At 39.3% G+C, this 15157-nt stretch carries 14 protein-coding genes; 2 read left to right on the top strand and 12 right to left on the bottom strand.

What is annotated here, in order from left to right:
• Window positions 1-217 precede the first annotated feature (217 nt).
• From KJS37_RS08725 to rpsB, 12 genes are all read right to left on the bottom strand, one after another.
• The gene (locus KJS37_RS08725; protein ID WP_017369493.1) at window positions 218-931 is read right to left on the bottom strand and encodes a YebC/PmpR family DNA-binding transcriptional regulator; all 714 of its coding nucleotides are present in this window, start codon (window positions 929-931) and stop codon (window positions 218-220) included.
• A gap of 39 nt (window positions 932-970) precedes the next feature.
• Complete coding sequence (locus KJS37_RS08730; protein WP_213496922.1) at window positions 971-2056, bottom strand: nucleotidyltransferase; 1086 nt, start codon at window positions 2054-2056, stop codon at window positions 971-973.
• Window positions 2044-2775: a class I SAM-dependent DNA methyltransferase gene (locus KJS37_RS08735; protein WP_213496924.1), complete on the bottom strand. Its 732-nt coding sequence runs from the start codon at window positions 2773-2775 to the stop codon at window positions 2044-2046. Before KJS37_RS08735 ends, KJS37_RS08730 begins: the two co-directional genes overlap by 13 nt.
• On the bottom strand, window positions 2776-3135 hold the full coding sequence (rsfS, locus tag KJS37_RS08740) for a ribosome silencing factor (protein WP_003133173.1): 360 nt from the start codon (window positions 3133-3135) through the stop codon (window positions 2776-2778).
• 25 nt (window positions 3136-3160) lie between these two features.
• Window positions 3161-3754: a bis(5'-nucleosyl)-tetraphosphatase (symmetrical) YqeK gene (yqeK, locus tag KJS37_RS08745; protein WP_213496926.1), complete on the bottom strand. Its 594-nt coding sequence runs from the start codon at window positions 3752-3754 to the stop codon at window positions 3161-3163.
• Window positions 3747-4340 (bottom strand): nicotinate-nicotinamide nucleotide adenylyltransferase, encoded by a 594-nt coding sequence (locus tag KJS37_RS08750; RefSeq protein WP_213496928.1) that lies wholly within the window; start codon window positions 4338-4340, stop codon window positions 3747-3749. The genes yqeK and KJS37_RS08750 overlap by 8 nt, the downstream gene beginning before the upstream one ends.
• A gap of 3 nt (window positions 4341-4343) precedes the next feature.
• Window positions 4344-4652 (bottom strand): ribosome assembly RNA-binding protein YhbY, encoded by a 309-nt coding sequence (gene yhbY, locus KJS37_RS08755; protein WP_017369498.1) that lies wholly within the window; start codon window positions 4650-4652, stop codon window positions 4344-4346.
• A 14-nt stretch (window positions 4653-4666) separates the two neighbouring features.
• The gene (gene hflX / locus KJS37_RS08760) at window positions 4667-5902 is read right to left on the bottom strand and encodes a GTPase HflX (RefSeq protein ID WP_165714021.1); all 1236 of its coding nucleotides are present in this window, start codon (window positions 5900-5902) and stop codon (window positions 4667-4669) included.
• A gap of 2 nt (window positions 5903-5904) precedes the next feature.
• Window positions 5905-7011 carry a ribosome biogenesis GTPase YqeH gene (gene yqeH, locus KJS37_RS08765; protein ID WP_213497015.1) on the bottom strand — a complete coding sequence of 369 codons (1107 nt, stop codon included), beginning with the start codon at window positions 7009-7011 and terminating at the stop codon, window positions 5905-5907.
• A gap of 146 nt (window positions 7012-7157) precedes the next feature.
• Window positions 7158-8888: a septation ring formation regulator EzrA gene (gene ezrA, locus KJS37_RS08770; RefSeq protein ID WP_017369501.1), complete on the bottom strand. Its 1731-nt coding sequence runs from the start codon at window positions 8886-8888 to the stop codon at window positions 7158-7160.
• Between the two features lie 213 nt (window positions 8889-9101).
• Window positions 9102-10130: a translation elongation factor Ts gene (gene tsf / locus KJS37_RS08775; protein ID WP_017369502.1), complete on the bottom strand. Its 1029-nt coding sequence runs from the start codon at window positions 10128-10130 to the stop codon at window positions 9102-9104.
• A 76-nt stretch (window positions 10131-10206) separates the two neighbouring features.
• On the bottom strand, window positions 10207-10980 hold the full coding sequence (gene rpsB, locus KJS37_RS08780; protein ID WP_003133158.1) for a 30S ribosomal protein S2: 774 nt from the start codon (window positions 10978-10980) through the stop codon (window positions 10207-10209).
• 274 nt (window positions 10981-11254) lie between these two features.
• Here rpsB and KJS37_RS08785 point away from each other — a divergent pair, with 274 nt between their 5' ends.
• Entirely contained in the window at window positions 11255-12295 is a 1041-nt protein-coding gene (locus tag KJS37_RS08785; RefSeq protein WP_213496930.1) for a lactonase family protein, read from the top strand.
• A gap of 154 nt (window positions 12296-12449) precedes the next feature.
• Window positions 12450-15143 carry a bifunctional acetaldehyde-CoA/alcohol dehydrogenase gene (adhE, locus tag KJS37_RS08790; RefSeq protein ID WP_213496932.1) on the top strand — a complete coding sequence of 898 codons (2694 nt, stop codon included), beginning with the start codon at window positions 12450-12452 and terminating at the stop codon, window positions 15141-15143.
• Window positions 15144-15157: the final 14 nt, after the last annotated feature.

Genomic DNA, 15157 nt, shown 5'->3' on the forward strand with positions numbered 1-15157 from the left:
GAGATGTGCTCTCTCGCGACAACTATTATATTCTATCAAACTCACTCCCTTCTGTCAAGAATAAACTGTCCTTTTTTGCAAAAAAAATTATCTTTGTTCGGTTTATGCCCTATTTAATGGGCTTTATAGCCTTCCTATTTTTTTGAAATTGACAGTTAATTAAGATAAAACTATAGATATGTAAATAAAAAAATGGCCAAATGACCATTTTTTTTATTTACATATCTACGTTATGATAAACTTTTTGAACATCATCGTCGTCTTCTAAAGCATCCACTAAACCTTCAAAAGTTTCCAAATCTTCACCAGAGAGCTCAACCTCGCTCTGTGCAATCATTTCGAGTTCAGTTGTCGTAAATTCTGTAATCCCTTTTTCTTTGAGAGCAGCAATTGCTTTGTGTAAATCTGTCGGTTCCGTATAAACAATAATTTGTCCTTCTTCCGCAGAAACATCTCGTACATCGATTTCTTGTTCTATCAAATATTCAAAAATCTCATCAGCATCATCACCAGCAAAGACAATCACACCGGTATTATCGAACATATAACCTACAGATCCTTCAGCACCAATATTACCCCCATTTTTATGGAAAATTGTGCGGATATTAGAAATTGTACGGTTTACATTTGAAGTCAACGTCTCACAGATAATCATCGAACCGTTCGGGCCGAATCCTTCATAACGTCCAGAAACGAAAGCTTCTTCTGCTCCACCTTTAGCTTTGTCAATCGCTTTATCAATAACATGCTTTGGAACTTGTGCTTGTTTCGCACGTTCAATAACAAACTTGAGCGCTGTATTCGACTCTGGATCTGGCTCCCCTTGCTTTGCGGCTACATATATTTCAACACCAAATTTTGCATAAACTTTTGATGTAGCTCCGTCTTTAGCTGATTTTTTTGCGGCGATATTGGCCCATTTGCGTCCCATGGGACACCTCCTATTTTCAATTTATTCTTAAATATTATATCACAAAATCAATGGTTTGCGCCCATGGTTCTGTTCTTTAAAATTATCATTTCCTAATTGATAAATATCATCTGACTTTTGCGTAAGTAAATCCCATGACTCTTTTCCAATACGAGTCACAAGCTTATCCTTAACTTTAGCTAGATGAAGTTGCCCCTGCTTGGTAAATCCTAAAACATGAATATTTTGAGGCAGCTGAAAATCACGTGGAATATCCAATAAAATATAGGTTAAAAGCCTCCTCACACGTGCTCTAGTATATCTTTTCGTATGTACTTCCTCTACTAATTCGTCAAAAGTTGTTACTTTCTTAACCGCCGTATTTATCCGACTTTCCAACTCTGGGTTCATTTGAAAAATAGTGCTTAAATCTTGGGAAATTATCTTATATTTAAGCAAAGTGAAATAATTATCCCAAGAAACTCTGGGTTGATGATAGAGTTGCTTCAAATTTTCAGGCACAAAATTAAAAATATCTTGTTGGTCGATATTTGCTCTGATAGCTGTTGCTGAGGCAATTTCACCAGATAAGCTACGAGAATGAAAATCGTTACTACGCTGAATGGCTTGTAGTCTTATATCTTTGCCCGCACTGGCTTTGGCATAAGCAAGAGCAAGGACATGGTTAGGTGTATTTCCATCAAAATGTAAGCCTGAGAATTTCTGCCACATCAACTGAGTTTTTTCGGGATAACTCAATGCATCAGGTAAATCTTTAATGAAGTTCTCCATTTCGGTTGACTTCTCTTCATAAAGATTCACGATTTTTTGATAATCATGGGCAGACTCCGAACCAAAAACAAGTTCACCAATCCCCATTTTATCAAGAATATCCACTGCTGCCTGTGCGAAAAAATCAGCAGCTTGGACAGCTCCCATGACAGGTAGCTCAACTACGATATCTGCACCATTTTTTAGAGCCATTTCCGCTCTTGTCCATTTATCAAAAAGAGCTGGTTCCCCCCTCTGCATAAAATTACCAGACATGGCAACGATTTTTATACCATCGCCTGCCTGATCTAATAAATATTTATGTCCATTGTGAAAAGGGTTGAACTCAGCAACTATTCCTATTATTTTTTGCATACAAAGAACCAACGTAAGCTTTCTTCTTCAGGTTTTTCATCTTCAAAATCAGCATATACTTCTACTTTAGAAAATTTTTGAAGTCTTGTCAAATATTCCTTTATTGGATAGGTTCTCTCTTGATGTACTTCATCTTTACGCACAAATTTTCCATCGGAATCTTTAACAAAGAAAGTCAATTCATGGACGACTGAATGAGGGTAATCCCCTACAAAAGAATCCCAAAGAAAAGCAAAATCTTCGTCGTTTTCGTGATAAGAGTACCCTGGAAAGACCGAATCCACTTGATGCGTTGAATGGACATCAAAGATAAAAACACCTTCCGTATTTAAAGAATTATAAACGCCATCAAAAACGCGTTGGACTTCAGAAGCATTCGACATATAGCAGAGCGAATCCGAATAGCAAGTCACGGCATCAAATGTGGTTTCTCCCGACAATTCACGCATGTCTCCTGCAGCAAAAGTAATCTTTTCCCCCATCTGACGTGCCCGTTTATCCGCAATGGTCAGCATTTCCTCTGACAAATCAACACCGGTCACCTCGTAACCCGCTTGACTAAATCTTATCGAGAGAATCCCTGTACCACATGCCAGTTCCATAATATTTTGGGCTTTTGCTGGGAAATGTCTTTGACTAAAATCAAACCACAGGTCATAGAGCTCTTCATCCATTACAGAGTCATAGACCCGAGCAAATTCCTCATAAGAAGCCGTCATTTATTCAGAAATCCATTCATTAATATCAACAAGTGGTGCATCTGACCAAAGCTTCTCTAAGTTAAAACGCAAGCGTGAATCATGGTCAAAAACATTGACAATCACGTCACCTAAGTCAACTAAAACCCATCCTGTACGTGCATCTCCTTCAATATGACCTGCTGCTTGAACACCAAGCTTATCTGCTTCTTCAGCGACATTATCAACAATCGCATCAATCTGACGTGTATTCATTGCTTCAAGGACGACAAAATAGTCCGCAACGCCTGATACGGCAGCAACATCAAGAGCTACAATATCCAATGCTTTTTTATCATCGGCTGCTTTTACAACTGTTTCGAGTAATTGTTTTGAATTCATTTTATTCCTATTTTCTATTTTATTATTATTTTTTAAGATATTTTATAAATGCATTATATGTTTCGATACTTTGGGGATAAATCTTAACGCGAAGCTCTGCCAGATAGTCAATAAGGCGCATCGTCTCAAAAGCAACAGCCATATTAAGAGAACAATCTGCGATAGCTCGCGCTTCGATAACGCCTGGGAAATCACGCCCTTCTTCAATATAATCTGCAACATAAAGTACTTTAGCTAAGTCAGACATCTCAGGACTTCCTACAGTATGAACCTCGATTGCATGTAGGATTTCGGTATCTTTCAAACCTAAATCTTCTTGCATTTTATAGATGCCCACTGGACCATGCCAAATATTATTGCCCCAGTTTTTCAAGTCATCACCTAGATTATACTTGTCAATCAATTCTAAAAAAACAGGATCAGACATTTCTTTCGCGTAATCATGTAAAAGAGCAGCAAGACTCGCTTTATGCGCATTTACATGGTATTTTTCAGCAAGTATAATTGCTGCTTTTTCCACTCCTAAAATATGTTGGAAACGTTTTTCAGACATTTGAGCTTTTATCTTCACAAGCAGCTCTTCTCTTGACAAGTTTACTTCTGGATAAAAATCAAACATAAAGGCCTTCTTTCTTAATATAGGCAAGTACTTTTGGTGCTAGCAAGAAATTAGGAACAAGGCCTCGGCTAAATTGTTCACGTATCATATTGCCAGAAATATCCATTCCCGGGACATCAACCCACAAAATAGGATAACTTGTCCCCGCGCGGAAACGTGGGCGACGTACGCCGACCAGCTGTACTAATTCTAAAAGTTGCTCAATATTTTTCCAGCTTGGTAAACTATTGATTAAGTCTCCACCAATGATAAAGTAAAAATCCATATCAGGATGTTCCTCCTTGAGGACTTTTAGTGTTTCATATATACCTTCATTTGCTTGGCAGCGGCATTTATTCAATACAAGACCTTCTTTTCCATCCAATGCCAGTTCCAGCATACGTGTAACATGCCCGTCTGTGTTATGTTCTGGAAGAAAAACTACTTGCTCCAAATTCAGCTGCTGACGCACTTGATCAGCTATTGTTAAATGTGCAATGTGTACAGGATTGAAACTTCCCCAAAAAAGGCCGATGGCACGGCGAACACGAGCATTTTCCTCTTGTAGATCCACCTTAGTAAAAGGTGTTAGAAGTTCAAGCGACATAACTTATACCTTTTTTACATCTTCTGAAATTTTACGATTTTCTTTACGGTCACTAACCTTAAATACTACAACATTTCGTCCGATAATTTGGACCACATTAAGCCCCATTTCGTCAATCATCGCTGCGACATCTTTCGCTGTTTCATCTGAATTTTGTAAGATATTGACCTTAATTAATTCACGTGCATCTGCAGCGTGGCGAATACTTGTAAGGATTTCGTTAGACAATCCAGATTTTCCGATTTGGACAATGGGGCGAATATTTACTGCGAGACTTCGTAAGTAACGCTTTTGTTTTCCAGTTAATTCCATTTTATTTCTCTTTTCTAATAATTATCCAGCTTCCACGTCATATTAGGGGCAATAAGCCCCTTAACTTTATAAGCTGTTTCACCTTCGACAACATCGTTGACCATGGCTATTTTTTTCAGTTCCGGCAGTTTATATGCCATCGCATATGGCAAGTCCAACTCAAAGGCGACAAAGAGCTCATGCAATTTTTCTAAGATTGCTGTGCGTAACCATTGGACACCTTCAGCTGACTTAATCGAAAGTTGGACAGCTGGTGCCAAAGTTGGCACAAAATCCTTAGCCATATCCATTTTATTATAGACATTTAATACAGGAATCCCTTGAATATCCATTTCTGCCATCAGTTTCTGGACTGTTTTTTCATGGACTTCATGATGGGGATTGCTCGCATCAATAACATGAATCAGTAAATCAACATGGGTTGACTCTTCCAAAGTCGACTTGAATGCCTTAATCAGTTCCGTCGGCAAATCTTGTATAAAACCAACGGTATCTGTGAGACTGACTGTAAAATCCTCTTTTATTTTCACCAACTTTGTTGTAGCATCCAGTGTAGCAAAAAGCTCATCTTTTTCATATTGCGTTTTTTCAGTTAAAGCATTCATCACACTTGATTTTCCTGCATTGGTATAACCAATCAATCCGATTTTAAAGATTGAACTCTCTTTGCGTTTTTTTCGAATCGTTTCACGTGTTTTTTCAACTTTTTTGAGTTGTTTTTCAATATTCTCAATACGTGTTCGAATATAGCGACGATCGGTTTCAAGTTTACTTTCACCAGGACCTTTGGAACCGATGCCTCCTCCTTGACGGCTGAGCATGATACCTTGCCCAACCAAACGTGGCAACAAATAGCTAAGTTGTGCCTGCTCGACTTGAAGCATCCCTTCATGAGAACGTGCACGTAATGCAAAGATATCCAAAATCAGTTGCATTCGATCAATAACTTTGACTCCTAAAGCTTCTTCCAGATTGATATTTTGGCGTGGTGTCAAGCGGTCATTAAAGATGACTGTGTCTATTTCTCCAACTTCTATCGCCCAACGCATCTGCTCAAGCTTACCAGTTCCAATCAAAAACTTAGTGTCATATTTGTCTCGCTTTTGCGTAAAAGCGTCAATCACAATACCACCTGCTGTTTTTGTTAATTCAGCAAGTTCAAGCATTGAACTCTCAAAGTTTTCGCTGTTTTCAAAGGTTTCGACACCAGCGAGTAAAACTCGTTCTTGTTTTTCTTCTAGATTTATCATACTTATACCAACGCCTTACGAAGGACCACATCTACACCCTCTGGTACCCATGCCGCAACAACACCACGTTCCGCAACACGAATCCATCCTAATCCTGAGAAGACGATGTCTGATTTTTCTTTGACAGAAAATTCTTTACGGATGAGTTTTGGAAAGTCCGAAAGATTTTTCGCACGTGGTGGTTGAAGTAAACCACCCGCATGTTTTTCATAAAACTCAGTAGCACCCTCTAATTTTGTACGATGAATATCTAATTCATTGTCACAAAAAACAGTAAGTCCTTGTTTTTCACCTTGAATATAATCAAAACGCGCAAGACCGCCTAGAAATAATGTTTGTCCAGCATTAAGTTGGTAAGTTTTAGGCTTGATTTCTTTTTTAGGCGAAACGAGTTTCAGGTCTTTCGCTTCAAGATAGTGTGCCATTTGTCCACGATGAATAATCCCTGGTGTATCAATAAGCAAGCTATCATCATCAAGAGGAATCTCAATCTTATCTAAAGTCGTTCCTGGAAAACGACTAGTGGTAATCACATTGTCATCCCCTGTGACAAGTTTGATAATAGCATTGATTAATGTAGATTTACCCACATTCGTTACACCAACTATGTAGACATCACGACCTTTGCGCATCTTCTCAATTTTTTCCATGAGTTCTCGAACATCATCTTGATTTTTAGCTGAGGTGACAAGAACATCAAGGGGACGAAGACCCGCTTTCTTTGATTGCTCCTTGAGCCAAGCGCTCATTTTACCAACTTTCAAAGAATGTGGCAAAATATCTTTCTTGTTGGCTACCAAGAGAAGATCATTGTTTCCTGTGAAACGGTGCAAACTTGGAATTAGAGAGCCATTAAAATCAAAGATGTCAACAACATTCACGATTAAGGCATCATGCTCACCGATTTCACTCAAAAGGCGTAAAAAATCATCGTCTGTCAAACTGACATCAGCGATTTCATTATAATGGCGGAGGCGGAAGCAACGTTGACAGTACAACGCGTCATCTTCTCCTCTTTTCGCTAGCGCTCCTGCAGGCAGGAAACCTAAAGCATTTTTATCTTCTGTTTGAATCAATGCACCACAGCCAATGCAATGCAATTCTTCCATAATATTTTCAGTTTCAGTCATAGGCCTATTATAACATATTTCATACAATAACCATTTGTCCTTTTATTCGAGACTTAAGCTTATTAGGAAAGGCCATTTTAAAATGATATAAAATAAAAAAACGTAAGTTCCCTTACGCTTTTTTATTAACGATAATCTGGTTTTTCTTTGTGATTATTATATACGTTCGCAATACGTTCTGCTGCTCCTGGCTCAACCATCTCTAAAGCGTTTGAAATTTCGTTAAAGGCGCCATCATAGTTGCGTGCACGATCAAAGAGTTGTAAGCTTCGAGCGATGGCTCCAGCAATACGTTCATCACTTGCTTTATAACGATTAGCATATTGCATCAACTGTTCTGCCAGAACGGCATGATCTACTAAATCATCTGTTGCATCCTTCAAGGCTTCCATATCTTGAGTAGATGTGTCAAGTTGATGATTCACTACATCAATATTAATACGTACTTTACCTAACTCTTTAAAGAGGGCTTCTAATCGCTCACTTGTCGCAAAGAAGAGATCTAAATAATCTTTCGGTAATCCTGGAAGGTTACGTTTTTCCACATAACGCTTGATGATGCGTAGCTCTGAGTCAAAGCGATCAGCAGCTTCTTGTGCAACTTTTTCTTGCTCACGTAAATTAGCAAGTCCTTCACTAATGCTGATTTGATTTTTTTCGATATCTTCCAAAGCTTCAATGATTGAATTTACATTTCCACCTAAGGCAGAGTAAGGTTTTTGTTTTTCTTTAACTGCTTCAAGTACACTGTCAACTTCTCCTTCGAGGATATCAAGGTGTTCAGAGTAGCTACGTACAGCTGCTTTTTCATTGTCGGAAAGCAAATATGACTGCATCGTATGGTCGATTTCTAACAAGAGATTTTTGTTGTTTGCACGTGTGTGTTCAATATAGCTTCGGAGAATATTGACGCGTTTTTCTACACTACGGCGTGCTTTATATTCACGCTCAAAAATATCATAAATACCATTAATACGATCATTAATTGAAGAAATACGGGCTTCCGTTGCTTCAAGTTCAAAACTGTCAAGAAGGGCTTTAGCTTCTTCCAAATCATCTTGGATGGCTTTCATTTCATTCTCAAGGTTAACACTTGCAGGAAGTACGTAATCCTCTTCTTCGAACTTATGAACTGTTTCTTCTAACTCTTCGATTTGTTTTGGCAATTCTTTATCGACAACAACAAGCAAGTCTGGGATTTGTTCCGTAATCGCACGCAAAGCAATCGTATGTTCTTCCGCAGTTTCCAACACTTCTGCTGCCTCAATCGGATCCCCTGTTGAGTTAAGCGTAACAAACTGTGAAAATTCCGTTTCTATATTTGCCAAGTGACGGTTAATTTCGTCAATAACTGTACCATATTTTTCTTGGTTGTCAGTGATTTCATCACGGAGTGTTTCATAAAGATCAAGAGATTCTTGAATTTTTGTTGAATTGCGTTTTTCTTGTTCGACCAACTCTGCAACACCTGCACGAATCGCTTCGACTTCAGATTCCATGACTTCGATTTGTGCTTCGCTATCATCGGCAGACTCACGGGCACGGAAAAAATGGAAGGAGTCATTCAATTGCTCAGCTTCAAAAATATGGTTTTCTAAATCAGCAAATGAATCTGATGACAAATCAATCCATTTTTGGTTCCACTCACGGAAAATGGTCTGTGACTGTCCAACGAGATGCATCTTCTTGACGGCATCTAATTCTTCTTGCACAGGTAAATCAAAAAGCAGCTCTTTGCGCTCTTCCAACTCAAGAATACGATTTTCTGTTTTCTTACGCATTACCATTGAAAATACATAGAATCCAACGACAATCACTATGAGAACGCCCAAAAGAATAATTATTGTACTTGACATCTTCTCTCCAAAACTTTAGGTAATTTTATCTTTTTATTTAAACTTATTTTTAAATACAAAGTTTCACTCTTTATTATAGCACATTATATTTGATTTTACATCACTTTTCTACATTTTTTAGATTACATACACTATAAGTTTAAAACCATGAAAAAGAAGCCCTTCACACAAATAGTCATAAAAAAAACAGCTCTATGAACTGTTTTTTTATAATTAAGCAAGACCTGCTGCTTCAGCAACTTCTGCCGCGAAGTTGTTTTCTGCTTTCTCGATACCTTCACCAACTTCGTAACGTGTAAATGCTACAACTTTAGCACCTTTAGACTCAAGGAAAGCTTCTACTGTTTTACTGTCATCCATAACGTAGAGTTGACCAAGAAGTGTATAAGCTTGGTCGACTTTAGTGTTATCGATGATGAATTTCGCAACTTTACCTGGGATGATTTTGCCCAAGATTGCTTCAGGTTTACCTTCAGCCAAAAGTTCTTCCTTCATTTCGGCTTCAGCATTTGCAAGAACTTCTTCAGTCAATTGGCTACGTGAGCCATATGCAAGGTGTGGAAGCATTGGTTTATTTACCAATTTACGGCTTTCGTTATCTTCATCGATTGTGTGGTTTAATTTAGCTAACTCATCATGAACAAACTCAGCATCCAATTCTTTGTAAGAAAGAACAGTTGGGTTCATTGCAGCGATATGCATCGCAACAGCTTTCGCAAGCTCAGCATCTCCACCTTCAACAACTGTAACTACACCAATACGACCTTGATTGTGTTGGTAAACACCAAATGTTTGATCGTCTGTTTTTTCGATAAGTTGGAAACGACGGAATGAAATTTTTTCACCAATTGTTGCTGTAGCTTGTGTGTAAGAATCTTCAAGGCTGATACCTTCTGCAGTTGTCAAAGCCAAAGCTTCTTCATTAGTTGCAGGTTTTTTCTCTGCAATAAGTTCAGCTGTTTCTTTAACGATAGCAACGAATTGTTCATTTTTAGCAACGAAGTCTGTTTCTGAGTTCAATTCGATAAGTGCTGCAGTATTACCACTTACGGCGATACCTGTCAAACCTTCAGCGGCGATACGGTCAGCTTTTTTCTCAGCTTTCGCAATACCTTTTTCACGAAGGAGCTCAGCGGCTGCTTCCATATTTCCATCAGTTTCAACGAGTGCACGTTTGGCATCCATGATACCTGCACCAGTTTTTTCACGCAATTCTTTTACTTGAGCTGCTGTTACTGCCATTGTATAATTCTCCTATTATTATATTTTATAAAAAAACAGGGAGGCGTAGGGCCTCGCCTGTATTATTCATTACAAATTATTTGCCTTCAACGATTTCAGCAAGTTCTTCAAGTGATTCTTCTGAAGCAGCAGTATCTTTAACCGCAAGTTCAGCTTCTACTGAATCTTCGCCTTGACGACCTTCGATGATAGCGTCAGCCATTTTAGCAGTAATCAATTTAACTGCACGGATAGCATCATCGTTTGCTGGGATAATAACGTCGATTGGATCTGGGTCAGCGTTTGTATCAACCATAGCTACAACTGGAATTCCCAATTTTTGAGCTTCTTGGATAGCGATTTGTTCATTGTGTGGATCAACAACGTACATCACATCTGGGATGCGAGGCATGTCAGCGATACCACCGATGAATTTTTCAAGACGTTCGCGTTCTTTGTTCAAAAGTACAACTTCTTTCTTAGGTAAAACTTCGAAAGTTCCGTCTTCTTCCATTTTGTTGATTGATTTAAGGCGTGCCACACGTTTTTGGATAGTATTCCAGTTAGTGAGCATACCACCAAGCCAACGGTGGTTTACATAGTATTGACCAGCACGAAGTGCTTCTTCTTTAACAGCTTCTGAAGCTTGTTTTTTAGTACCAACAAAAAGTACTACAGCACCTTCAGATGAAGCGTTACGTACATAGTTGTAAGCATCGTCAACAAGTTTAACTGTTTTTTGAAGGTCGATAACGTGGATACCATTACGTTCTGTGAAGATGTATGGTTTCATTTTTGGGTTCCAACGACGAGTTTGGTGACCGAAGTGAACACCAGCTTCAAGAAGTTGTTTCATTGAAATAACTGACATATTAATGTCTCCTTTTAAAATAGTTTTTTCCTCTTTCGACTGTCAGCCAATGCCGCTACAACGTGTGCACTACGACACCGTCAAGTCAAAATGTGAAATTATTGCCCATAGACAACACTACTATTATACACTAAACATCCCCTTATTGCAAGAGCTTGTTGCACCATTTTATTGGCTTCTCTACTTTCGCAAATTGCGAGAGATTTAGTTTCCTGAAAACGCTCATTTATGATAAAATAATTATACGAATATTAAATGTTAAAGGAGCCAAGATATGCGTGAAAAAATTCTTGTTGGTGGTTACACTAAGCGTGAATCAAAGGGGATTTACAGTTTTGACTTAGATATTTCAAAGGAAGAACTTTCTAATCTAACAGAAGTTGCTCATGTTCAAAATGCAACTTATTTTGCTTTGGATAAAACAAAACAACATCTTTACACTTGTGCCGCAGATGAAAACGGTGGCGGTATCGCTGCACTCAGCTATAAGAGAGGAAAGACTGAGCTCCTCAATTATGTTACTAGCGTTGGCGCACCGCTTTGCTATGTGGCTGTCGATAATAAGCGTGGCTTTGTTTACGGAGCAAATTATCACTTAGGGGAAATCCGAGTCTATAAAATTCAAAAAGATGGTTCACTTGCCTTAACAGATACTGTAAAGCATGAAGGTGATGGTTCAAAGATCAACCCTGGACAAGAACGCCCACATGTTCATTATGCAGATCTTACACCCGACGGACGGTTGGTTACATGTGATTTGGGTACAGATGAGATTACAGTTTACGATGTGGTTGGCGAAGAGGGCAAGCTTTCTCTCGTAAGTCTCTACCGTATGCCTGCAGGTACTGGGGTACGTCATCTCACTTTCCATCCTAATGGTAAAATCGCTTACGCTATTGGTGAGTTTTCTTCTACTGTAACTGTCCTTAGCTACAATGAAGAAAAAGGCCGCTTTGCTGCACTTGAAACAATTAGTACTCTCCCCGTAGATTTTGAAGGCACAAAGAGCGCAGCTGCTCTCCGTCTTTCTTCCGATGGTGCTTTTCTCTATGCTTCAAACCGCGGTCATAATTCGATCGCCATCTACAGTGTTAGCCCCTTAGGAACAAAAATAACTCTAGAAGATATTGTAAAAACTGAAGGTGAAACACCTCGAGACTTCAATTTCAATAGCACAGAAGATTTTATTATCGTGGCACACCAAGATAGCGATAATATCAGTCTTTTCCGCCGCAATAGGAAAACAGGAATGCTCACACTTAAGCAAAAAGACTTTTATAGCCCTGAGGGCACATGTATTTTACCAACACTTTAATGAAAACCGCCACTCAGGCGGTTTTCTTATCATTAAAATGCGAATAGTATTTCATCAAAAAAGTTTGTGTGATTTTACACAATATTATTTGACAGCACTTTCAAAGTTTGTTAGAATGATAACGTGATAAATTTCACAAAGGAGAAATTTAAATATGTCAAGCAAGAATACGAAAAAAGAACTAACAGCCGATGATAAAGTTGCGCTTGCGAAAAAAGCAGAGCAATATACAGACGGTCTTGTCAAAAAAGCACATCAAGCTGCTTTACAATTTGAAGGCTACACACAAGTGCAAGTAGATAAAATTGTCGCAGCAATGGCTTTAGCAGCAAGTGAACATTCCCTTGAACTCGCGCACGAAGCCCATAATGAAACAGGCCGAGGCATAGTTGAGGATAAGGATACTAAAAATCGCTTTGCTTCAGAATCTGTTTATAACTCAATTAAAAATGACAAAACAGTAGGAGTAATTAGCGAGAACAAAGTTGCTGGTTCAGTAGAAATTGCAGCCCCTTTAGGTGTGCTTGCAGGAATCGTACCAACTACCAACCCTACTTCTACAACAATTTTCAAATCACTCTTAACAGCAAAAACACGAAATGCTATCGTTTTCGCCTTTCACCCTCAAGCTCAAAATTGTTCCTCTCATGCTGCGCGTATTGTCTACGAAGCTGCCTTGAAAGCTGGGGCGCCCGAAAACTTTATCCAATGGGTCGAAGATCCAAGCCTGTACAACACTACTGCACTTATCCAAAACCACGGCATTGCTTCTATCCTAGCTACAGGTGGACCAGGTATGGTTAATGCAGCGCTCAAATCGGGCAATCCTTCACTAGGAGTGGGCGCAGGTAATGGTGCCGTCTTCGTTGATGCTACCGCGAATGTGGATCGTGCAGTTGAAGACCTCCTACTTTCTAAACGGTTTGATAATGGCATGATTTGCGCTACCGAAAACTCTGCCGTAGTTGCTGCAGAAATTTACGATGAATTCCTCGAAAAACTTCAAGCTCACGGTGCTTACAATGTTCCAAAGGAAGATTATCCAGCCATTGAAAAATTTGTTTTCGTTGAGCGTGCCGGTGAAGGCTTCGGAGTAACTGGTCCGGTTGCCGGTCGCCCTGGCCCATGGATTGCTGAACAAGCAGGGGTAAAAGTACCTGAAGGTAAAGATGTCCTTCTCTTTGAATTGGATGAAAAAAACATTGGTGAAGCTCTCTCTTCTGAAAAGCTTAGCCCGCTTTTGTCAATCTACAAATCTACCTCTCGTGAAAATGGTACTACAATCGTTCAAAAACTCTTAGCTTATCAAGGTGCTGGACATAACGCGGCTATCCAGATAGGTGCACAAGACGATCCGTTCGTGAAAGAATATGCTGATGCTATTGGTGCCGCACGTATCTTAGTTAATCAACCAGATTCTATTGGTGGCGTTGGTGACATCTATACTGATGCAATGCGTCCATCACTGACTTTAGGAACTGGTTCATGGGGGAAAAATTCAATCTCACACAATTTGAGTACATATGATCTATTGAATATTAAAACAGTGGCACGTCGTCGTAATCGCCCTCAATGGGTTCGTCTGCCAAAAGAAATTTACTACGAAAACAACTCTATCTCTTATCTACAGGAAATGCCCAATATCGAACGTGCCTTTGTCGTTACAGACCACGGTATGTTACAATTCGGATTTGTCGATCACATGCTTGAGCAATTGGCTGTCCGTGAAACGCAAGTGCAAACTTCAATATATGGTTCTGTAAAACCTGATCCAACGCTTTCACAAGCCATTGAGATTGCACGACAAATGGCAGATTTCAAACCTGATACAGTTATCGCACTCGGCGGTGGTTCTCCGCTTGATGCAGCAAAAATTGGCCGCTTGATTTATGAATACTCTGTCCGTGGAGAGGTTGACCTCGATGATGACGTTGCATTAAAAGCTCTCTTTGAGCAATTGGCGCAAAAATTCATCGATATTCGTAAACGTATCGTCAAATTCCCGCATCAAGATCAAACGCAATTGGTATGTATCCCGACCACTTCTGGTACAGGTTCTGAAGTAACACCCTTTGCTGTTATCACTGATGATGAAACCCATGTTAAATATCCTTTAGCTGATTATCAACTTACACCTCAAGTAGCTATTGTTGACCCTGAGTTTGTTATGACCGTGCCAAAACGTACTGTGGCTTGGTCAGGTATTGATGCCCTCAGTCACGCGCTCGAATCCTATGTTTCAGTCATGGCTTCGGATTATACTAAACCATTATCCCTTCGTGCCATTAAGTTAATTTTTGATAATTTGACAACCTCATACCACTATGATCCGTCTCAACCTTCCAAAGAAGGACAAGTCGCACGCGCAAACATGCATAATGCAGCAACCTTAGCTGGTATGGCCTTTGCTAATGCATTTCTCGGTATTAATCACTCCCTAGCCCACAAAGTGGGTGGTGAGTTTGAATTACCACATGGTTTAGCTATCGCTATCGCTATGCCTCACGTCATTAAATTTAACGCTGTAACAGGAAACGTTAAACGTACACCATACCCACGTTATGAGATTTACCGTGCCCAAGAAGATTACGCTGAAATTGCGCGTTATATTGGTCTTACAGGTAAAGATGATGCGGAACTCGTAGACAAACTTATTAAGGAAATTAAAAAATTGACGGACAGCATCGATATCGACGTCACTCTATCAGGAAATGGTGTTGATAAAAACCACTTGGAGCGTGAACTCGATAAGCTTGCAAACCTTGTTTATGATGATCAATGCACACCTGGCAATCCCCGCCAACCAAGTATTTCTGAGCTTAAAACACTCTTACAAGATCAATATTAAGCATAAAAAAAGCT

It is taken from the genome of Lactococcus formosensis (genome assembly GCF_018403745.1).
GTDB lineage: Bacteria > Bacillota > Bacilli > Lactobacillales > Streptococcaceae > Lactococcus > Lactococcus formosensis.